Below are 19,863 nucleotides of genomic sequence, written 5' to 3'. Positions count from 1 at the left end.
CTCTCATGAACAAGCACGGGCAGCTCGCCGACTTCCTCCAGGCACGCCGGGGCCTTCTGCGTCCCGAGGATGTCGGGTTGCGGACCTACGGCGAGCGGCGCCGGGTGCCGGGGCTGCGAAGGGAGGAGCTGGCGATGCTCGCCGGCATCAGCGCGCCGTACTACGCCAGGCTCGAGCAGGGCCAGTCGCGCAACGCCTCGCGCGAGGTACTCGACGCCATCGCGACCGCCCTGCGTCTGGACGAGTCCGAGCGGGCCCATCTGCACGAGCTCGCCCGTGCACCGAAGCAGGGCAAAGCCGCACCACGCCCCCGTCCCGAGCGCATCACCCCGGCCACCAGCGCGTTGCTGGCGGCTCTCGAAGGCACCCCGGCCCTCGTCATGGGCCGCCGTAGCGACGTTCTGGCCTGGAACACGCAGGGTCACGCGTTGTTCGCCGGTCATCTCGACCGGCACGGCCCCGACGAACCCGGGCAACGGCCGAACATGGCCAAGCTGGTGTTCCTCGACGCCCACGCCCGCGACCTCTATACCGACTGGACCACCAAGGCCAAGGCCGTGGTCGGCAACCTGCGCATCACCGCCGGCCGGTACCCGCAGGATCCCCTGCTGGCCGGGCTCGTCGGCGAACTGATCATGCGCAGCCCGGAGTTCGCCACCATGTGGGCCGATCACCGGATCCTGGCCTGCGATGTCGCCGATTACGAGATGCACCACCCCACGGTCGGAACCCTGACCGTCACCCAGCAGACACTCCAGAGCCCGCAAGGAAGCGGACCGGCCGTGGTGATCGCCACGGCCGCCCCGGGGTCCCCCTCCGCGGCATCCCTGAAGCTCCTCGCCCACGGCGCCGCGTCCCGGGAAGCGGTCTTCCCGCGCGAGAACGCCGACGCGGGGACCCCCACCACCTGAACCTCCCTCGAACGCCTCCCTCGGTCACCCCTCTCGACCACCATCACCACGGCCTCGCCGCATCGCGGCTTCAGCCTGCCCAAAACCAGCGAAGTGAAGGAACCCATGTCCCACCGAATCACCCGCCGAAGCAGTAGGACCATCACTACCGTCGCCCTGCTGGCCGCCACCGCTTCGACCACGCTCCTGTCCGCCCAGCCGGCACTGGCGACGACCCACGCCGCACCGCCCGCCCACAGCACCGCGGCGGGGGCCTGTGCGGCACCGCCCGTCCACAGCACCGCGGCTGCTTCGAGGTTCCTGAGCAACGTTCGAATCGCCAAGCACTTCGACCTGGCGGCGGGCCAGATGCCGGAGAACATCGCCCTGCTGCCCGACGGCACGGCCCACGTCACCTTCGCCGGCAGCCGCCAGGTCGCCCGGATCACCCCCCGGGGCAACGTCCGAATCCTGGCGACGCTGCCCGCGCCCGCCGACGGCGGAGTCAATACACCCGTCCTCCGCTTCCCCCTGACCACCGGCATCGTCCACGCCGACGGCGCCACGTACGTGCTGTACGCGACCGGTACCGCCGACCTGACGGGCCTGTGGCGGCTGGTCCCGGGCAAGGCCCCCCGGCGCATCACCGCGCTGCCCGCGAACGGCCTGCCCAACGGTCTGGCGCTGGACCGGCATTCCAAGCGGCTCTACATCACCGACTCGGTGCTCGGCACCGTGTCGACCGTCCCCCTCTCCGGGGGCCGGCCCACCGTCTGGTCGACAGCGTCCGAGCTCGCCTCGACCGGCTACCTCGGAGCCAACGGCGCGAAGGTGCACAACGGCGCCCTGTGGGTGACCAACCTCGACAAGGGCACCCTCCTGCGCATCCCGATCCGCCGCGGAGACCGGGCGGGAGCACCGCAGTTGAAGGCTACGGGCCTGCCCGGCATCGACGACTTCGCCTTCACCGGCCGGGGCGACAAGGTGCTCGCCACCCTCAACGGCCCCAACAAGGTCGTGAGCATTCGTCCCGACGGCACCAGCACCACCGTTCTGCACGCCGGCGACGGACTCCAGAACCCCACCTCCGTCGCCCTGCGCGGCAAGGAGGTGTACGTCCTCAGCGCCGCCTACACCACGCGGAAGGACCCCAACCTCCTGCGCGCCCACCTGCACGGCCACCACCACCGCTGACCCGCGCCCGGCACGGCACGGCACGGCACGAACGCACGGTGTACGCGCTCGCCACACCCACCGCCGGCACCGGCGACGAGGTGAACACCCGGCGCCCCCGACGTGGTGCCCGCCGAGCCGGTCGCCCGGCTCGCCACCGCGGAGTCACGCGTGGAGCGTCCAGCATCACGGGGAAGGGGCAGGTGCAGTAGCTCCCGCCCGTGGGCGCGCGGCACTCACCCCGCTCAGCAGTCGGCCGCAGGCCGAGGTGCCCATCGTGGTCTCGGGGCCGGCTGCCATCGACCTGGCACGCGCAAGGCTCAATGCGCGACGAGGTCGAGGGCGCCAAGGAGGTCCTGACGCCCGTCTTCCAGGTGCCGCCGGGCTGGCGCGGCTCGGGCATGATGGAGCGGCTTACTGCCGCCCGGCTCGAGCTGACACGCCCTCAGTTCCGGTGCTCTCCAGCGGCCCTCTTCCTAGCCGAGCAGATCGAGGACTTGGGCGCCCTCTCCCCGGCACGCAGGCTCGGCGCTCAAAGCCCGTTGGCGATCGGCGCCTGACCCTCTACCGACCGAGCGCGGCCGGGATCACGGCCTCCTTCTCCGGCGTGATCCCGTGCTCGGCCCAGCGCGGGTGCGGCACCGGCATCCCGCCGTCGCGAAGCCACGTCCAGGCGTCCGTCACCGTCTCCGACAACGGGCGGCACACCAATCCCGCGGGTCTGCGCCCGCGCCGACTCGACCTTCCACACGCCCGCGTGGGTTCGCCACAGCGGTAGCTCAGTCCACTGCCTCACGTCGTTGTCCAGGAGCAGCCGGGGGTCGTCGAACGTCTTTGGCGTGGCGACGGCCCGGATCGCAGAAGCGCGGGTGTTCCAAATATGACGTCGTGGGGATGTGTCAATATCTGCGCCCGCGGGCTGAGACTTCAACGGAACAGGCAGACAGATTATATGCCGCAATGAGCAGGGGTGAATTCTTCACCGCACACTGGCCGCTGCGGCGTGCTACTGTCGATCTCAGTTGCAGTTGTGGTTCCCGAAACTTCAAGCGCTCTCCGGTCGGACATTGTGCCACTGGAAGCACTTTTGTATGTCCGGTCTTTTTCCGGGCGGGGTGATCATCGCGGCGACACGGCGTCCGTACAGTGCGGGCTCCGGCGCACTGCCCCAAAGGAGAAATGACATGGCTACCGGAACCGTGAAGTGGTTCAACGCGGAAAAGGGGTACGGCTTCATCGCGGTCGACGGTGGTGCGGATGTTTTCGTCCACTACAGCGCGATTCAGATGGACGGCTACCGCACCCTCGAAGAAGGCCAGCGGGTCGAGTTCGAGATCTCGCAGGGTCAGAAGGGCCCGCAGGCCGACATGGTTCGCCTCAGCGCCTGAGACGCGCGGCCACCGCAGCGCGGTCTTCGACCGAAGGGTCCGTACCTCCCGGGGTACGGGCCCTTCGGCCTGCCCGGACGTGCCCGGGATGTGCCTCGGGACGTGCCCCGAACGCGCCCCGGACCGGCCCGAAGACCTCCTGCGGACCGCCCCGGACCGCCGCCGGCCCGTGTTCGCGGGTGGCTGAGCGCCGGTGTCGATCCCTGAGAGACGCTTGCACTCGGCAGGGGCGAGTGCTAATCATTGCGTTAGCACTCTGAAGGTGAGAGTGACAACGAAGGACCGGGTCGGTGAGGCCCGCAGGCCGGGTGGGGAAGGAACCGCACGGCAGGCGAGCCGTCCGTCGCGGGCGCGGGCGCGGTCCGAAGGAATCACCCCCAGTCCTGGAGGGACCACTTCACATGGCCAAGATCATCGCGTTCGACGAGGAGGCACGGCGCGGCCTCGAGCGCGGCATGAACCAGCTCGCGGACGCCGTCAAGGTGACGCTCGGCCCCAAGGGCCGCAACGTCGTCCTCGAGAAGAAGTGGGGCGCCCCCACGATCACCAACGATGGTGTCTCCATCGCCAAGGAGATCGAGCTCGAGGACCCGTACGAGAAGATCGGCGCCGAGCTGGTCAAGGAAGTCGCCAAGAAGACGGACGACGTCGCCGGTGACGGTACGACCACCGCGACCGTTCTCGCCCAGGCCCTGGTCAAGGAAGGCCTGCGCAACGTCGCGGCCGGCGCCAACCCCATGGCCCTGAAGCGCGGCATCGAGAAGGCCGTCGAGGCCGTCTCCGCCGCCCTGCTGGAGCAGGCGAAGGACGTCGAGACCAAGGAGCAGATCGCCTCCACGGCCTCCATCTCCGCCGCCGACACCCAGATCGGCGAGCTCATCGCCGAGGCCATGGACAAGGTCGGCAAGGAAGGCGTCATCACCGTCGAGGAGTCCCAGACCTTCGGTCTGGAGCTCGAGCTCACCGAGGGTATGCGCTTCGACAAGGGCTACATCTCGGCGTACTTCGCCACCGACATGGAGCGTATGGAGGCGTCGCTCGACGACCCGTACATCCTGATCGCCAACTCCAAGATCGGCAACGTCAAGGACCTGCTGCCGCTCCTGGAGAAGGTCATGCAGTCGGGCAAGCCGCTGCTGATCATCGCCGAGGACGTCGAGGGCGAGGCCCTGTCGACCCTGGTGGTCAACAAGATCCGCGGCACCTTCAAGTCCGTCGCCGTCAAGGCCCCGGGCTTCGGCGACCGCCGCAAGGCCATGCTCGGCGACATCGCCATCCTCACGGGCGGCGAGGTCATCTCCGAGGAGGTCGGCCTCAAGCTGGAGAACGCGTCCCTGGACCTCCTGGGCAGCGCCCGCAAGGTCGTCATCACCAAGGACGAGACCACGATCGTGGACGGCGCCGGCTCCGCCGACCAGGTCCAGGGCCGGGTCAACCAGATCCGCGCCGAGATCGAGAACAGCGACTCGGACTACGACCGCGAGAAGCTTCAGGAGCGCCTGGCGAAGCTGGCCGGCGGCGTGGCCGTCATCAAGGCCGGTGCCGCCACCGAGGTCGAGCTCAAGGAGCGCAAGCACCGCATCGAGGACGCCGTTCGCAACGCGAAGGCGGCCGTCGAGGAGGGCATCGTCGCCGGTGGTGGCGTGGCCCTGCTCCAGGCCTCCCAGGTCTTCGAGAAGCTGGAGCTGTCGGGTGACGAGGCGACCGGCGCCAACGCCGTGAAGCTCGCCCTGGAGGCCCCGCTGAAGCAGATCGCCGTCAACGGTGGTCTCGAGGGCGGCGTCGTCGTGGAGAAGGTCCGCAACCTGACCGTCGGCCACGGCCTGAACGCCGCGTCCGGTGAGTACGTCGACATGATCGCCGAAGGCATCATCGACCCGGCGAAGGTGACCCGCTCTGCCCTGCAGAACGCCGCCTCCATCGCCGCGCTGTTCCTCACCACCGAGGCCGTCATCGCCGACAAGCCGGAGAAGGCCGCCCCGGGCGGCGCCCCGGGCGGCATGCCGGGCGGTGACATGGACTTCTGATCGACCGGTTCCGGTTGATCGACCGTCCTTCACGTACCGAGGGCGGCACCCCCTGTTCCGGCAGGGGGTGCCGCCCTCGGGCGTTTTCCGCGTCACGTCCGGCGCGTCCGTCGCGTCTGTCAGGAAGAGCGGGTCTCCGACACGGGGATGGCATGGTGCGCGGCGAAGGTGCGGACCGCCTGTGGCAGCGCCGGCGCGGCACCCTGCGGGGTGAGCCACCTCGTACGCATGAGGATGGTGCCGTCGAACCGGCCGCGGACCCACAGCAGAGGCTGGACGGCCGGTGGCGGACGGTGCTTCCGGGTCCCGCCGGTCCACACGGTCAGCCGGCTCTCCCTGGGACTGGTGTTCAGCTCCACGGACCGGATGTCGGCCCAGGGCAGCACGACCTGCTTTCTGAGGGAGTCCACCCGGATGCCCAGCTCGTTGAACGAGATCCCGTCGCCGGAGCCGCGGAGCAGGCCTGCCAGCCGAAGGAGCGTGATGAGCGCGGCGAGCGCGAGCAGCACGCCCGGGCCGCCGGACATGACCGCCGCGAGCACCAGGAGCACGCTGGTGAGGACGGCGTTGCGCAGGATCATGAGCGACCAGGTCCGGCGGTGACGCCGGTAGTGGGCGAGCGGTGGCCAGGGGACGATCGTGGACCGGTCGTCGGTCTGCCGCTGTCGCGAGTCGACCGGACTCGAGGCGACGGAGGAAGAGGCGGCGACGGAGGCGTGGAGGTGTGCGTCGTCGAGCGGGTCCACCGGGGTGCCGGCCGCGTGGTCCGCCGTCACCCAGAGGCGGTCCGCGCACATGTCCAGCAACTGGCCGGGCGTGGGACGCTCCTCGGGGTCCTTGCTCAGGCAGTCGAGGACGAGGGGTCGCAGCTCTTCCGGTACGGCGGACACGTCCGCCTCCGTGTGCACCGCGCGGTACATCAGCCCGTACGGTGTGCCGTTGCCGAAGGCACTGCCGCCCGCCGCGGCGATCAGCACGGCACCGAGGGAGAAGACGTCGCACGCCCCGGTGATGTCGAGGCCCTGTACCTGTTCCGGTGCGATGAACCCGGAGCTCCCGATCACCGAGCCGTCGTGGGTGAGCTGCGTGCCCTCCAGCACGCGGGCGATGCCGAAGTCGAGGACGCGAGGGCCGTCCTCGGCCAGGATGATGTTGCCCGGTTTGAGATCGCGGTGCACCAGTCCGCAGGAGTGGATCGCCTCCAGGGCCTCGGCCAGCGAGGCCGCGAGAGACCAGAGCCGGTCCTCGTCCAGTGGGCCGTTCCGGGCGACCTCGTTGGCCAGTGTCGGCCCCTTGATGTAGGCGCTGGCCATCCACGGCCGGGGTGCGTCGGGATCCGCGTCCACCACGGCCGCGGTGTGGAAGCCACCGACCTTGCGGGCCGCTTCCACCTCTTTGCGGAATCGCTGCCGGAACCGGGGATCGGCCGCGTACTCGGTTTTGATCACCTTGATCGCGACGGCCCGGCCGGAACGCGAGCGGCCCAGAAAGACCGAGCCCATGCCTCCGGTCCCCAGCCGGCGCTCGATCACGTAATCACCGACACGTGCCCCGTTCACGGCTTCCTCTCAGGTGATTGGTGCGACCGACGTCCGCGCGTCAACATACGCGATAGCGGGGGCGGTTGGTTTCGCGGGCACGGGCACCGACGTCCGGGCCCGCCCGGCGGTGCGCCCGGTGTGCCCGGGATCACGTCGGGCCCGAGGCGAGTGGCAGGAATGGGCGCGGGAGCGCGCGGGTTGTTGTTGGCGCACGTTGCATGCATATGCATATGTCAACTGGTGTCATTCCAGGGAGCCCCCACATGAGCGTCACCCTCGCCGAGACCGCCTCGCGCGCCGCCCACATCCTCGCCCGCCCGGCCACCATCAACGGCCTGACCGTGCCCAACCGCATCGCGATGGCCCCGATGACCCGGATGTTCTCGCCCGGCGGCGTCCCCGGCGAGGACGTGGTCTCGTACTACGCCCGCCGCGCCGCCGCCGGCGTCGGCCTGATCGTCACCGAGGGTACCTACGTCGGCCACGACTCCGCCGGGCTGAGCGACCGCGTGCCGCGCTTCCACGGCACCGAGCAGCTGGCCGGCTGGGCGAAGGTCGCCGACGCGGTGCACGCGGCGGGCGGCACGATCGTGCCGCAGCTGTGGCACATCGGCATGGTCCGCAACCAGGGCGACCAGCCCTTCCCGGAGGCCCCCGCCGTCGGCCCCTCCGGTCTGCGCATCGGCGAGGACGAGGCCACCGGCAAGGCGATGACCCAGCGCGATCTGGACGACGTCATCGGCGCCTTCGCCGAGGCCGCCGCGGCCGCGGAACGCATCGGCTTCGACGGCGTGGAGCTGCACGGCGCCCACGGCTACCTCATCGACCAGTTCCTCTGGGCCGGCACCAACCACCGCACCGACGCCTACGGCGGCGACCCGGTGGCCCGCACCCGGTTCGCCGCCGAGATCGTGGCCGCCGTGCGTGAGAGGGTCTCGCCCGACTTCCCGGTGATCTTCCGCTACTCGCAGTGGAAGATGGACGCCTACGACGCCCGCCTCGCCGAGACCCCGGAGGAGTTGGAGGCCATTCTCGCCCCGCTGGCATCGGCCGGCGTCGACGCCTTCCACGCCTCCACCCGCCGCTACTGGCGCCCCGAGTTCGACGACTCCGACCTCAACCTCGCCGGCTGGACCAGGAAGCTCACCGGCAAGACCGCCATCACGGTCGGCTCGGTCGGCCTCGAGGGCGAGTTCGGGAAGGCGTTCCAGGGCGAGGGCGCCGCGCTCGGCAGCCTCGACGACCTCCTGGACCGGATGGAGCGCGACGAGTTCGACATGGTCGCCGTCGGCCGCGCGCTGCTCCAGGACCCGGACTGGGCCCGGAAGGTCCTCGCCGGCCGCTTCGACGAGCTGACGCCGTTCGACGCGGCGGCGCTGCAGACCCTGAGCTGACCCGGCCGCTTCGGATGTGCGCCGCGGCGTAGGGTCCGTGGGATGACGAACCCCGGACCCGTGGAATCAGTGGGATCAGCAGGCCCTGTGGTGCACACCGTCACCGGTGCGGTGCGCGGGCGGCGGGAGGAGGGTCTGACCGTCTTCCGCGGCATACCGTTCGCCGAACCGCCGGTGGGCGAGGCCAGGTTCGCCGCCCCGCGCCCGGCCCGCGCCTGGGACGGCATACGCGAGGCCTACGCCTTCGGTCCGCCGCCCCCGCAGGACCTCGGCGCAGCGGGCCCGGCCGGCGGTGCGAACGCCGCCGTGGGCGACGACTGGCTGACCGTCAACGTCTGGACTCCCGCCCCCGACCCGGCCGCCCACCGCCCGGTGATGGTGTGGATCTACGGCGGGGCCTACAAGCTCGGCCACGCCGGCAGCCCCGGCTACGACGCCCGCCGCATCGCCGAGGACGGTGACCTCGTCGTCGTCACCTTCAACTACCGCCTCGGCATGGAGGGCTTCGCCCGCATCGAGGGTGCCCCCGCCAACCGGGGCCTGCTCGACCAGGTGGCCGCGCTGGAGTGGGTACGGGAGAACATCGCGGCGTTCGGCGGCGACCCGGGCCAGGTCACCGTCTTCGGCGAGTCGGCGGGCGCCGGGTCCGTCGCCTCGCTGCTGGCCATGACGAGCGCGGCCGGGCTGTTCCGGCGGGCCATCGCCCAGAGCGTGCCGGGCACGTTCTTCTCCGACGAGCTCGCCCGGGACGTCGCCGCCGCCCTCGCCGCCGAGATCGGCCTGCGCCCGACCGTCGCCGACCTGGCGGCCGTGGACCCGGCCCGGCTGGTCGAGGCGGGGCAGGCGCTCGCCCCGAAGATGCCCGGGTACGTGGACCGCTGGGGGCAGGCCGCGCCCACGGTCACCCCGTACTCGCCGGTCGTCGACGGAGACGTACTGCCGGTCATGCCGTGGCAGGCACTCGCGTCCGGCGCGTCCCGGGACGTCGACCTGATCGTCGGTCACAACCGCGACGAGAACCGGCTCTTCACCGTCATGGCGGGCAAGCTCGGCCGGATCACCGACGAACGCGCGAGCGCGGCCCTCGGCCTGTACGCGCCGGGCGGCGAGGCGGTCTACCGCGCCGCGTACCCGGCCGCGTCCGCGAACGACCTCTACGAACGCGTCCAGACCGACTGGCTCTTCGCCATGCCGTCCCTGCACCTGGCCGAGGCCCACCTCGCGGGCGGCGGCCGGTCCCACGTCTACGAGCTGACCTGGCCCGCCCCGGGCGACGGCGGTGCCCTCGGCGCCTGCCACGCCCTGGACGTCCCGCTCCTCTTCGGCACGTTCCAGGCCGACCTGGGGGCGCTCGTCTTCGGCGGTGCGGAGCCGTCCCCGGAGGCGCTGGCCCTGTCGTCCCGGTTCCGTGCCTCGTGGACGGCGTTCGCACGCACCGGCGACCCCGGCTGGCCCGCGTACGACACGGAACGGCGCCTGGTGCAGGTCCTGGACGCGGAGCCGGTCGTCGCGCCGTACCCGGGGGAGGCGTCACGGCGGCTGTGGGAGGGCTACGAGTTCGCGCCCCTGCCGCTGGTGGGAGCGGGGGAGTGACCGGACGGGGCCTGATGCTGGGCCTGTTCGTCGTGCCGGTGGTCGTCGGCGTGTACCTGCTCAGCGCGCCGGCCATCGCGGGCAGCACCCCGCAGTGCGGCGGGGCGTCAGGGTGTCGCCGACTTCCACGTGGCCGTGGGGCCGCCCGCTTCTGCGCCAGTGTCGTGCTTCCACGACCCGCGTCAAGGGCGCTGCGCGTCGCCTTCGGCGATCGGCCTGCGGCCGCCCCTTGACCAGGATCGCTCCAGCACGGGGGAGAAGCGTGCGGGCGGCCGGGGAGGGTGGGTGTCCCAGGTACGCCTGTCCCCTGGGCGGGTCGCGCGGTCGCGCGGTCGCCCGGCGCGAAGGGCGCGTCGGCGCCTCGCCGGCACGCCGGGAGTGTTTGGCGTCTGCCGCCCGGTGGGTGGGGGGACCCCTGCCGAAAACCGAGGACGAAACAGCGATTTCGTCCTCGGTTTTCGAGAGAGGTCCGGCCCGGGGACCATGGCAAGGAAGCGAGTGGCCCCACGGTCACCTGGAAGCCGGGGCCCCCTTGATGCCGTCGACGAAGACCGACCAGGCATCGGCCTGGAACCGCAGCCTGGGCCCATGCGGATCCTTGGAATCGCGGACCGGGATGGCGGTGGGGTTTCCGACGGCGACCTCCAGGCAGTTGCCGCCGCTGCCCCCGCTGTAGCTGGACTTGTACCAGTCCAGGTGGTGCTCAGGAATGCTCCTCATGGGCGTAATCCTGCGCCATCGCCTCAACTAGGGCCAGGGAGTTCTTCGGGGACAGCGAGCAGGCAGAGAGAAGGCTGTAGGTGTGCCGTTGGTAGCGGACGACGGTGGGTTCGTCCTCCAGCCGCCCGGTGCCGACGCCCTCGAAGTACACCAGCGGAGGAGCGTCCTCGAAGTCCATCAACTTGATGGCGCCCTCCAGCGAGGCATGCGCTCCCGCGTCGAACGGCAGCACCTGCACAATGATCCGGTTCCGGCGAATCAGGCTGACGATATGGCCGAGCGCCTCGGCCATCACCTCACGCCCGCCGGTGACCCGCCGCAGCGCGGCTTCGTCCAATACCACCCACAACTGTGGCTTTGTTGGATCGTCGAGGAGACGGGCCCGGTCCATCCGCGCCGCCACCAGTTCCTCGATCGCCTCGTTCGGTGCCGTTGGTCGGTATGCCCGGCACACCGCCCGTGTGTACGCAGCGGTTTGCAGCAGTCCAGGGATCAGTAGGGGCGCGTACTCCCTGATCTCCGTGGCGGTCGCCTCCGCCTCCGCCGCCTCCGCGAAGTGCTCCGGATACCTCGACTTGGCCGACGCCGCGCAGTTCCGCCGGAAGAAGTCCTCCGTGCTCAGGGCGTCGTCCAGCAACCGCGCGTACTCCGGCTGCATCCTGCGCGTACCGGACTCCAACTGCCCGATGAACGAGCCGCTGACGAACAGCCGTCCGCCCAGCTCCTCCTGGCTCAGCCCCGCCTTCTCGCGGGCGTGGCGCAACTCGGCGCCGAGGAGGGCGCGGGGGGACGACGAGGGATCGAGGTCTTTCGGTCCAGGCATGGCAAGGAACTCCCGGTCGCACATCAGGCGTTGTTGGGCCGCCCTGTATGGCCAGGTTAGAGGCGGGGCAGACACGCTGTGTGGTGAATCGAAAACTCAGCGTGGAGGTGAGGAAGGGTGCGGTCGACCGAAGAAGTCGTCGAGTCCTTGCGGCAGGCCCTCGTGGGCGCCGGAGTCGTGCTGCCGTCCCTGCGTGTCGATCCGGTGACCGGCGCGAGCGACGAGCCGTTCGCCCTGGTCGACCTGGGGCGGTGCAACGTCCGGGTCGCCGAGCGGCTGGCGTCGGTGGTGCGGGGTGAGCGCCCGGCGGTCGGCACGCATGCCGTGGACGCGCGGGACGGGCGGGTGGGGGAGGTCATGGGGCACGTCGGAGGCGACGTACGGTTGCGGCCGGTCGCCGGGGGCAGGGCGTGGGACTGCCCCCGGGCGTCGGTCGCGGTGGCGCAGCCGGAGGAGGTGCTGAGAGCGCGGCTGAGCAGGACGAACCGTGAGAGCGCACGCCCTTAGAGCCTGCCTGACGAGGAAGCGGCGGCAAGAGGCCGGGAGGCGGCGGCCGGCTGCTCGCACCGCGCCGGACGCGGGACGTCGGCAGGCGTCCGGTGATCCGCGGACGCACCGCCCGGCCTCTCCCTGGAAGGCATTGCCCAGCGTCAGGGCGGCCCCGGCGGTCCGCCACCCACCGTCGGACCGTCGCGGGCTGAACGTGCAGACCCCGGTGTTCCCCGTCTGCGGCAGGTGGGCCTGTACCGCTGCGGTGGCGGCGTCCGTCGTGGTGACCACGACGTGTTCGGCTCGCCCAAGGCATGGGCCCGGTGTGCCACCGCCTGCTGGAGTTCGGCGATCACGGGACCACCGTCAGTACGATCTTGCCCTGGATGTGGCCCTGCGCGGCTCGCGTGTGTGCGCTGACCGCTTCGGGCAGCGGGTAGGTGCTGTCCACCCCGACCTGGAGCCTGCCCTCGTCGAACAGGCGCCCGATCCGGGCGAGTTGGGGGCCGTTGGAACGCACCTGAATGTTCGAGACCGTGATGCCCAGCCGCGCCGTCTCTTCCGGGTCGTACTCGGCGAAGAACACCGGAAGCATGGTGCCGCCGCGCTTGAGCACGGTCAGGAAGCGTGAGCTGTCCGGGCCACCGACGGCGTCGATCACCAGGTCGACGCCGCTGACCGCGTCCGAGGCCCGCGTCGTGGTGTAGTCGATGAACTCGTCGGCGCCGAGCTTGCGCAGGAACTGCTCGTGCCGGCCCGAGGCCACCGCGATGACGTGTGCCCCCTGCCACTTGGCCAGCTGTACCGCGAAGTGGCCCACTCCACCGGCGGCCCCGTTGACCAGCACGGTCATCCCTGGCGTGATCGGCACCGGCCGGTGCACCTGGCCGGTGAAAGGAGACGGCACGTCGTGGCCGAGATCGACCAGGTACTGCCAGGCCGTCAGTACGGCCATCGGCGCCGCAGCCGCCTGCACGTGGTCGATACCGGCCGGCTTGTGAGCCAGGTCGGAAACCGGCGCGGCCACGTACTCGGCGTACGTCCGGCCGTCGAATCCGGGGAACCGCAGCATGCCGAAGACCTCGTCACCGACGGCGAACCCACGCACGTCCGGAGCGACCGCCTGGACCACGCCCGACATGTCCGTTCCGGGGGTCAGGGGGAACTCCAGCGCCGGCCTCGTCTCGGCCGGCATGATCTTCATCCCCTCACGCAGGTACCAGTCCGGCGGGTTGATGCCCGTCGCGTGCACCCGGACGAGCACCTCGCCCGGGCCGATCTCGGGAACCGGTACCTCGTCGTACCGCAGAACTTCCGGCCCGCCCGCTTCGTGGAACTGGATCGCCTTCATCGCGCCTGTCGCTTTCTCGGGGAAACGTTGCTCCTTCAGTGAAAGCCCAGGACGGCATGGCCGTCCAAGACCGGTTCGGCAACCTCGTCATTCCGAAACGGCATGACGCGTACGCTGGAAGGGTGAACGATCTTGGGCAGGACCTGGAACTGCGGCTGGTGCGCTACTTCACCGTGGTGGCGGCGCACCAGCACTTCGGCCGGGCCGCCGCCGAGTTGCACGTGGCCCAGCCGGCGCTGAGCCGCCAGATCCGACGGCTCGAGGAATACCTCGGCACACGACTGCTGGACCGCACACCCCGGGGCGCCCGGCTCACTCCGGCCGGCCAGACGTTCCTGCCCCGGGGCCAAGCCCTGCTGCGGTCCGCCCGCCAGGCCGAGCTGGCCGTGCGTGAACAGGCCGAGACCGAACGAATCGTCATCGGTTACGTCGAAGACCTGGTGATCACTGCCGCCGTACGGGAACTGCGCCGCCGCTACCCGGATGCCGAGATCGCCACCCGGCATCTGAGCTGCCACGATGTCGGGGCGCTGTCCGACAAGCGCGTCGACGCCCTGATCGCGCGGGCTCCGCTGCCGCTCGCCGCCGTCGACGACGTGTTCACCACCCCGCTGTACGAGGAGCCCCGGATCCTCGTGGTCCCGCGCGGTCATCCCTTGGCCGACCGCGCGTCGGTGGCCGCGGAAGAACTGGCCGGCGAGGAGGCTGCGCCATGCGCGTTCGAGAGCGCGGACTGGACTTCCTACCGGATCCTCGGGGCCGACGTACCGCCGGTCGAGAGCTACGAGGACAAGCTCGAACTCGTCGCGAGGGGTGAGGCGATCGCCGTGCTGCCGGCCGGCGACCGGCGTAGCTCACTGCGTCCCGACCTCGTCACCGTCCCGCTCGAGGGCGCTCCCCCCAGCCAGGTCGTCCTGGTCAGCCGCACGGACGACCCGAATCCGATGATCAGAAACCTTCGGCTGGCGGCCGAGGCCGTCCTGACCGCCCCGGCAACCTGACCGGGACCGGCCGACCCGCTCGGCGCTGAACCGCTTCGTGGCCAACTGGTACGTCGACGGCGGCGAGAACCGGATCCGCCCCGGCGGGCCGTCAGCCCTGGTACGGTGCCACGATGCGTTCGACCGCCGCCGTCACCAGCTCGTCGCGCTCGGCCGGGGTGAAGACGTCCGGCAGGGTGAGCTGCTCGACGATCAGCCAGTTCAGGGAGAGGTAGAGCAGCTTGACGGCCATCGCGTCGCCGGGCAGGCCGGACGCCTCGTGGTACGAGACGTTGGCGGCGACGTCGGCGCGGATGCGTTCGGTCAGGACCGCGCGCAGCTCGGGGCGGCGGGTGGCCTCCAGGCGGAGTTCCAGCAGCGCGAGGTAGCCGGTGCGGAACGAGGCGATGCGGTCGACGAGCTCGCGCATCAGGGCGACGTAGGTGTCCCGGTCGCGGCCGGCCGTCCGCTGACGGGTGATGGTGGCCTCGTCGGGGTGGAGCCGTTCGTAGACGCGGGCGCCGGCCTGGGTGAGCAGGTCGTCGCGGTTGGCGAAGTAGTTGGACGCGGTGCCGTTGGGCACGGCGGCCTCCGTGTCCACCGCCCGGAAGGTCAGGCCTCGGGCGCCCTGCGCGGCCAGTACCTCGATCGAGGCGTCGACGAGGGCGGCGCGGCGCTGGTCGTTCCTTCTCACCATGGGCACGGCTCCATCGGGAATCGCATTGACATCACTCCGTTTGTAGTACTACGTTCGAACCACTTCAAACAGAGTACTGCGTGGGGGTTCATTTTGCGAAGGCTCGTGTACTACGTCGCCGTCACCCTCGACGGCCGTATCGCCGGCCCCGGCGGTGAGTTCGACTTCTTCCCGCGAGGCGACGAACGGCAGGCCGCCGCCTACGAGGCCTGGACCACCCCGCTCTACCCCGAGACCGTGCCGACCGCCTACCGCGCCGCCGTCGGTGTCACCGACGTGCCCAACCGGAACTTCGACACCGTCCTGATGGGACTCGGCAGCTACCGTCCCGGCCTCGACGAGGGGTACCGCAGCCCGTACGCGCACCTGCGCCAGTACGTGGTGTCGAGCACCCTGAAGCCCGACGACGCCGACCCCGCCGTCACCGTCGTGCCGGGCGACCCGCTCGGTCTCGTCCGTGAACTCAAGGCGGAGGAGGGCAGCGACCTGGACATCTGGCTCTGCGGAGGGGGCAAGCTCGCCGGTGCCCTGCTGTCCGAGATCGACGAGCTGCTGATCAAGAGCTATCCGGTGATCGCCGGTGCCGGTGTCCCGCTGGTCGACGGTGTCTTCGACCCCACGCTGTTCGACGCCGCCGAGCGCACCGCCTTCACCAACGGCGTCACGCTCACCCGCTTCACCCGCCGGTAGGAGGAGAGGGGCCGGCAGGCTCAGACGCCGCCCATCGGCTCGATGTCCACCCGTACCGGCGTCCCCCACACCCGCAGCACCTCGTAGTCCGTGAACTCGTGGACGAGGCGGTACGCCATCGCCGCCCGGGGCGCGCGCAGTTGGGCCGCGATGTACAGCTCGGCCTCGCGGCGGTCGCGGCGCGGGGTGCCGCACAGCTGCCACGCCTGACCGTTCCACAGCTCGGGCAGCCAGCGCTGCTGGGGCTGCGGACGGTCGCCCCGGACGCCGTAGCGGGACTGGACCGGCTCGGTGGCGGGCCGGGCGGGGAGCGGGCCGCCGTTGTACTCGCTGCGGCGCGCGGTGCGGCGGCGGGTCTCGCACAGGAGGCAGAGGTCGGGGGCGGCCTTGTCGACCGGGCCGTTCGGGTGCTCGTGGCAGCGGGTGGTCGGGGCCGCCGCCGTGACGCTCTCCTCCAGCTGGTCCAGCGCGCGCTTCAGGTCCGCGCGGACCTCGTGCAGCTTGGCGTCCGGCGTGTCGGTGCTCAGGGCCTCGCCGTGCTCACCGAGGAGACGCAGGGCGCGGCCGAGGGCGGTCAGCTGGGCGTGGTTCATGCTCCCCAGAGTCGCATGCGGGCCGTGCCGTCGCCCAAACCGAAGAAGTACGTCGCCGCGAAGCCGACCACGTACCCGGTGAGCAGCCCGCCGCCGTACACCCCGGCCGTCACCGCCCAGCCTCCGCCGCCCGCGAGGAGCGGGAACAGGGCCCAGCCGGACGGGCCGATCGCCGTCGCTCCCACGTCCGTGGCGAGCATCGCGAACAGGCCGACGAAGGCGCCGCCCGCCGCGCCGCCCACGCAGGCGGTGAGGAAGGGGCGGCCGAGGGGGAGGGAGACGCCGTAGATCAGGGGCTCGCCGACGCCGAGCAGGCCGGCCGGGAGCGCCGATCTGATCGTCGTGCGCAGGGTGGTGTCGTGGCGCAGGCGGACGTACACCGCCGCTGCCGCGCCGACCTGGCCCGCGCCCGCCATGGCCAGGACGGGGAGCAGGACGGTGTGGCCCTGCTGCTCGATGAGCGTGGTGTGAATGGGGATGAGGGCCTGGTGCAGGCCCAGCATCACCAGGGGGAGGAAGAGGCCGCCGAGGATCAGGCCGGCCAGGGCGCCGGTCGTCGTCAGGAGCCAGTCGGCCGCCGTGCCGATGGCGGTGGCGACCTCGCCGGCCGCGTACATGAGGACGTAGAGGGTCACCAGACCGGAGACGAGCACCGTCAGGGTCGGGGTGAGCAGGACGTCCAGGGTGCCGGGGAGGCGGGCGCGGCACCGCTTCTCGACGTAGGTGCCGAGCAGGGCGGCCGCCAGCGCGCCCAGGACGCCGCCCTGACCGGGGGCGAGGGCCGCGCCGAACGCGGTCACCTCTGTCACGCCCGGGTGGACGACGACGGCGGCGACCGCGCCGCCCAGCACGGGCGTCCCCCCGAACTCCTTCGCCGTGTTGTGGCCGACGAACACCGCGATCAGCGCCATGAAGGCGGAGGAGAGGGCGGCCAGGGCGGGCGTGATGCCGGGGAGCCATTCCAGGTTCGTCAGCAGACCCGCGACGCCCGCGACGATCCCGCAGCCGATCAGGGCGGGGATGAGGGGGACGAAGATGTTCGCGACGCGGCGCAGGGCCGACTTGAGCGGGGTCGCGTCGCGCCGCTTCTGTCGGGCCTTCAGCTCGGCACCGCGCCGGGCGAGGGCGTCCGCCGTGCCCGCGGGTGCGTCCGCCGTGTCCACGGGAGTGTCCGCCGTGCCGGCGGGGTCGATCACCGTGCCGGCGGGAGTGGCCGCCGGGGCGATGGAAGCGTCCGCCGTCGGCGTGTCGCTGCCCCCGTCGGCCGCCAGCAACGCCTCGAACGCCTCCGTCACCCGCCCGACGACCCCCGGCCCCAGCACCACCTGGTACGACGCGCCGTCCTCCACCACCCCCAGCACACCGGGCAACGCCCGCAGCGCCGCGTCGTCCACCCGGGAGCGGTCGGCCAGGCCCAGGCGCAGGCGGGTCATGCAGTGGGCGACTGAGGTGACGTTGGCCGGGCCGCCGACCAGGGGGAGGAGGGCGGCGGCCGTGGATCGGGGGGTGTGGGAGGTGTCCTTGTGCACCCCCCGAGCGTGCGGTCAGCCCTGGGCCGTTGCCAGCGCGGCGCGCAGGTGGCCGCCGGAGTCCTCCAGAAGGCGGGCGGCCGTCGGGCCGTCCACGTCGGCCAGCAGGGTCAGGATCGCGTGCTTGACCTCCCCGTCGGTGGCGGTCAGGGCGCGCTCGACCTCGTCGTCGGCGGCGCCGGTGGCGAGCGCGACGATGCGGCGCGAGCGGGCGCGCAGCTTCTCGTTGGAGGCGCGGACGTCCACCATCAGGTTCCCGTACGTCTTGCCGAGGCGGATCATCGTGATCGTCGACAGCATGTTCAGGACCAGCTTCTGCGCCGTACCGGCCTTCAGCCGGGTGGAGCCGGTGATCAGCTCGGGACCGGTGACGACCTCGATGCCGTACTCGGCGGCCGCTGCCAGGGCGCTGCCGCTGTTGCAGGCCAGCCCGACGGTCAGGGCGCCCCGGGCGCGGGCGTGCTCGACGGCGCCGATGGCGTATGGCGTGCGGCCGGAGGCGGAGACGCCGACCACCGTGTCGTCGGGGGTGAGGGCGAGGGCGTCCAGGTCGGCGCGGGCCAGTTCGGCCGAGTCCTCGGCGCCCTCGATGGAGGTGACCATGGCGTCCGGGCCGCCCGCGATGAGGCCGACGACCTGTCCGGGGGCGGAGTTGAAGGTGGGCGGGCACTCCGAGGCGTCCAGTACGCCGAGCCGGCCGGCCGTACCGGCGCCCGCGTAAACCAGCCGTCCGCCGCGTGCCATCCGGGCCGCGACGGCGTCGACGGCGGCGGCGATCTCGGGCAGCCGTTCGGCGACGGCGGCGGGCACGGCGGTGTCCTCGCCGTTCATCACCCGCGCGATGTCGAGGGTGGGCATCCGGTCGATCTCGGCCAGCTCGGGCCGGAACGCCTCGGTGGCCAGCGTCTCCAGCTGGGAACGGAGGTCGGGGTGGTGGGGGGTCGCAGTCATGAGGAAGCCGCTCTTTCCACTTCGGTGCCTGTACTTACCCGGGAGCGCGGGGCCTACGGTCTCCCGCGGCTCCCGTGCCGGTGGGCCAACGCCTCGTAGGACGCCGCCAGGGCCGGCGCGGCCGACTCGTACGTCCGCTGCGCCACCCCCACGAACAGACAGTCGACCACCAGCAGCTGGCTGGTCCGCGACGACATCGCCGCCGGTCGCAGCTCGCTCTCCCTGGACGTGGACGTGGTCAGCACGTGGTCGGCGTACTGCGTGACGGGACTGTCGGGGCGGCCGGTGATGGCGACGGTCGTCGCCCCGCGTTCGAAGGCGGCCCGCAGCGGTTCGATGACGTCCCCGGTCGACCCGGAGTGCGTGATGGCGAGGGCGACGTCCCCGGCGCGCAGCTGCACCGCGTTGGTGACGGCGAGGTGCGGGTCGCTGGGGGCGTGCGCTATGAGTCCTATGCGCAGGAGCTTCTGGGTGAGGTCCTGCGCGACCAGTCCGGAGGCGCCGATGCCGTACACGTCGGTGCGGCGGGCGGCGGCGAGTGCGGCGACGGCCGCGCCGAGCTGGAGGGTGTCCAGTGAGGCGGCGGTGTCGGCGAGGGTCTGCTGCTCGTCGTAGGCCAGCTTGGCGACGACGTCGGCGATCGGGTCGTCGACCGCGATGTCGGTCGTGATGGCGGGCGCCCGGCCGGACTGCTGCTGGGCGGCGAGCCCGGCGAGCGCGAGGCGCAGGTCGCGATAGCCGGGGTAGCCGAGCAGCCGGGCCGTGCGTACGACGGTCGCCTCGCTGGTGCCGGTGAGCTCGGCGAGGCCGGTGACCGTGAGGGCCGCGCAGCCGGCCGGGTCTCCCGCGACGGCCTCGGCGACCCGCTGCATGGAACGGGTCATCGACGGCGCCAGCGTGCGGACCTTGGCGGCGAGGGCGGCGGGCGCGGGTGGCGTGCCCCCGCTTCCGGCGCCGCGGCGGCCACCGGTCGTGTTGCCGCTCCGCGCGCTGCCGAAAGTTTCCTTCACTTCATCGGTCACTCATGAAAGATA

Annotated in this window: 20 protein-coding genes; 10 read left to right on the top strand and 10 right to left on the bottom strand. The window is 71.6% G+C overall.

What is annotated here, in order from left to right; all coding sequences use genetic code 11:
* Window positions 1-5: 5 nt before the first annotated feature.
* The 3 genes from ABEA26_RS16200 to ABEA26_RS16190 all read left to right on the top strand — a co-directional run bounded on the left by ABEA26_RS16200 (window position 6) and on the right by ABEA26_RS16190 (window position 2,623).
* Window positions 6-911: a helix-turn-helix domain-containing protein gene (locus tag ABEA26_RS16200; RefSeq protein WP_345593025.1), complete on the top strand. Its 906-nt coding sequence runs from the start codon at window positions 6-8 to the stop codon at window positions 909-911.
* A 105-nt stretch (window positions 912-1,016) separates the two neighbouring features.
* A complete protein-coding gene (locus tag ABEA26_RS16195; protein WP_345593023.1) occupies window positions 1,017-2,084 on the top strand; it encodes an SMP-30/gluconolactonase/LRE family protein in 1,068 nt (355 codons plus the stop codon).
* Window positions 2,085-2,386: 302 nt separating this feature from the next.
* Window positions 2,387-2,623 (top strand): hypothetical protein, encoded by a 237-nt coding sequence (locus tag ABEA26_RS16190; protein ID WP_345593021.1) that lies wholly within the window; start codon window positions 2,387-2,389, stop codon window positions 2,621-2,623.
* A gap of 4 nt (window positions 2,624-2,627) precedes the next feature.
* Here the strand turns inward: ABEA26_RS16190 and ABEA26_RS16185 are convergent, their stop codons facing one another.
* Window positions 2,628-2,759 carry a hypothetical protein gene (locus ABEA26_RS16185; RefSeq protein WP_345593020.1) on the bottom strand — a complete coding sequence of 44 codons (132 nt, stop codon included), beginning with the start codon at window positions 2,757-2,759 and terminating at the stop codon, window positions 2,628-2,630.
* Between the two features lie 488 nt (window positions 2,760-3,247).
* Between ABEA26_RS16185 and ABEA26_RS16180 the strand changes: the two genes are divergently transcribed.
* Both ABEA26_RS16180 and groL read left to right on the top strand, forming a co-directional pair.
* A complete protein-coding gene (locus ABEA26_RS16180) occupies window positions 3,248-3,451 on the top strand; it encodes a cold-shock protein (RefSeq protein WP_345593018.1) in 204 nt (67 codons plus the stop codon).
* Between the two features lie 401 nt (window positions 3,452-3,852).
* Window positions 3,853-5,478, top strand: coding sequence for a chaperonin GroEL (gene groL, locus ABEA26_RS16175; protein ID WP_345593017.1), 1,626 nt, complete (start codon window positions 3,853-3,855; stop codon window positions 5,476-5,478).
* Window positions 5,479-5,597: 119 nt separating this feature from the next.
* On the opposite strand, the gene ABEA26_RS16170 is transcribed toward groL, so the two are convergent.
* Window positions 5,598-7,037 (bottom strand): serine/threonine-protein kinase, encoded by a 1,440-nt coding sequence (locus tag ABEA26_RS16170; RefSeq protein WP_425587848.1) that lies wholly within the window; start codon window positions 7,035-7,037, stop codon window positions 5,598-5,600.
* A gap of 245 nt (window positions 7,038-7,282) precedes the next feature.
* On the opposite strand from ABEA26_RS16170, the gene ABEA26_RS16165 reads away from it, so the two are divergent.
* Together ABEA26_RS16165 and ABEA26_RS16160 are read left to right on the top strand one after the other, a co-directional pair.
* On the top strand, window positions 7,283-8,413 hold the full coding sequence (locus ABEA26_RS16165) for an NADH:flavin oxidoreductase (protein WP_345593016.1): 1,131 nt from the start codon (window positions 7,283-7,285) through the stop codon (window positions 8,411-8,413).
* A gap of 42 nt (window positions 8,414-8,455) precedes the next feature.
* Window positions 8,456-10,006: a carboxylesterase/lipase family protein gene (locus tag ABEA26_RS16160; RefSeq protein ID WP_345593015.1), complete on the top strand. Its 1,551-nt coding sequence runs from the start codon at window positions 8,456-8,458 to the stop codon at window positions 10,004-10,006.
* Between the two features lie 510 nt (window positions 10,007-10,516).
* On the opposite strand, the gene ABEA26_RS16155 is transcribed toward ABEA26_RS16160, so the two are convergent.
* Window positions 10,517-10,726 carry a DUF397 domain-containing protein gene (locus ABEA26_RS16155; protein WP_345593014.1) on the bottom strand — a complete coding sequence of 70 codons (210 nt, stop codon included), beginning with the start codon at window positions 10,724-10,726 and terminating at the stop codon, window positions 10,517-10,519.
* On the bottom strand, window positions 10,710-11,549 hold the full coding sequence (locus tag ABEA26_RS16150) for a helix-turn-helix domain-containing protein (protein ID WP_345593013.1): 840 nt from the start codon (window positions 11,547-11,549) through the stop codon (window positions 10,710-10,712). Before ABEA26_RS16150 ends, ABEA26_RS16155 begins: the two co-directional genes overlap by 17 nt.
* Window positions 11,550-11,666: 117 nt before the next feature.
* On the opposite strand from ABEA26_RS16150, the gene ABEA26_RS16145 reads away from it, so the two are divergent.
* Window positions 11,667-12,056 (top strand): hypothetical protein, encoded by a 390-nt coding sequence (locus tag ABEA26_RS16145; RefSeq protein WP_345593012.1) that lies wholly within the window; start codon window positions 11,667-11,669, stop codon window positions 12,054-12,056.
* A gap of 334 nt (window positions 12,057-12,390) precedes the next feature.
* Here ABEA26_RS16145 and ABEA26_RS16140 read toward each other — a convergent pair whose 3' ends face one another.
* A complete protein-coding gene (locus ABEA26_RS16140) occupies window positions 12,391-13,389 on the bottom strand; it encodes an NADP-dependent oxidoreductase (protein ID WP_345593011.1) in 999 nt (332 codons plus the stop codon).
* Window positions 13,390-13,511: 122 nt separating this feature from the next.
* On the opposite strand from ABEA26_RS16140, the gene ABEA26_RS16135 reads away from it, so the two are divergent.
* A complete protein-coding gene (locus tag ABEA26_RS16135; RefSeq protein WP_345593010.1) occupies window positions 13,512-14,390 on the top strand; it encodes a LysR family transcriptional regulator in 879 nt (292 codons plus the stop codon).
* Window positions 14,391-14,481: 91 nt separating this feature from the next.
* Here the strand turns inward: ABEA26_RS16135 and ABEA26_RS16130 are convergent, their stop codons facing one another.
* Entirely contained in the window at window positions 14,482-15,066 is a 585-nt protein-coding gene (locus tag ABEA26_RS16130) for a TetR/AcrR family transcriptional regulator (RefSeq protein ID WP_345593008.1), read from the bottom strand.
* Window positions 15,067-15,159: 93 nt separating this feature from the next.
* Here ABEA26_RS16130 and ABEA26_RS16125 point away from each other — a divergent pair, with 93 nt between their 5' ends.
* The gene (locus tag ABEA26_RS16125) at window positions 15,160-15,756 is read left to right on the top strand and encodes a dihydrofolate reductase family protein (protein ID WP_345593007.1); all 597 of its coding nucleotides are present in this window, start codon (window positions 15,160-15,162) and stop codon (window positions 15,754-15,756) included.
* A gap of 20 nt (window positions 15,757-15,776) precedes the next feature.
* Here ABEA26_RS16125 and ABEA26_RS16120 read toward each other — a convergent pair whose 3' ends face one another.
* From ABEA26_RS16120 to ABEA26_RS16105, 4 genes are read right to left on the bottom strand one after another with little or no spacing between them, the layout of a single operon-like run.
* On the bottom strand, window positions 15,777-16,349 hold the full coding sequence (locus ABEA26_RS16120; protein WP_345593005.1) for a hypothetical protein: 573 nt from the start codon (window positions 16,347-16,349) through the stop codon (window positions 15,777-15,779).
* On the bottom strand, window positions 16,346-17,878 hold the full coding sequence (locus ABEA26_RS16115; protein ID WP_345593003.1) for a PTS transporter subunit EIIC: 1,533 nt from the start codon (window positions 17,876-17,878) through the stop codon (window positions 16,346-16,348). The genes ABEA26_RS16120 and ABEA26_RS16115 overlap by 4 nt, the downstream gene beginning before the upstream one ends.
* Window positions 17,879-17,893: 15 nt before the next feature.
* Window positions 17,894-18,829 carry an N-acetylmuramic acid 6-phosphate etherase gene (gene murQ / locus ABEA26_RS16110; RefSeq protein ID WP_345593002.1) on the bottom strand — a complete coding sequence of 312 codons (936 nt, stop codon included), beginning with the start codon at window positions 18,827-18,829 and terminating at the stop codon, window positions 17,894-17,896.
* Between the two features lie 53 nt (window positions 18,830-18,882).
* Window positions 18,883-19,851, bottom strand: a complete 969-nt coding sequence (locus ABEA26_RS16105; RefSeq protein ID WP_425587847.1) for a MurR/RpiR family transcriptional regulator — start codon at window positions 19,849-19,851, stop codon at window positions 18,883-18,885.
* Window positions 19,852-19,863 lie beyond the last annotated feature (12 nt).

The sequence above is a fragment of the Streptomyces marokkonensis genome, from assembly GCF_039539045.1.
Lineage (GTDB): Bacteria > Actinomycetota > Actinomycetes > Streptomycetales > Streptomycetaceae > Streptomyces > Streptomyces marokkonensis.
Note: the sequence above shows the minus strand (reverse complement) of the source record. Positions and strands in the feature narration are given on the sequence as shown.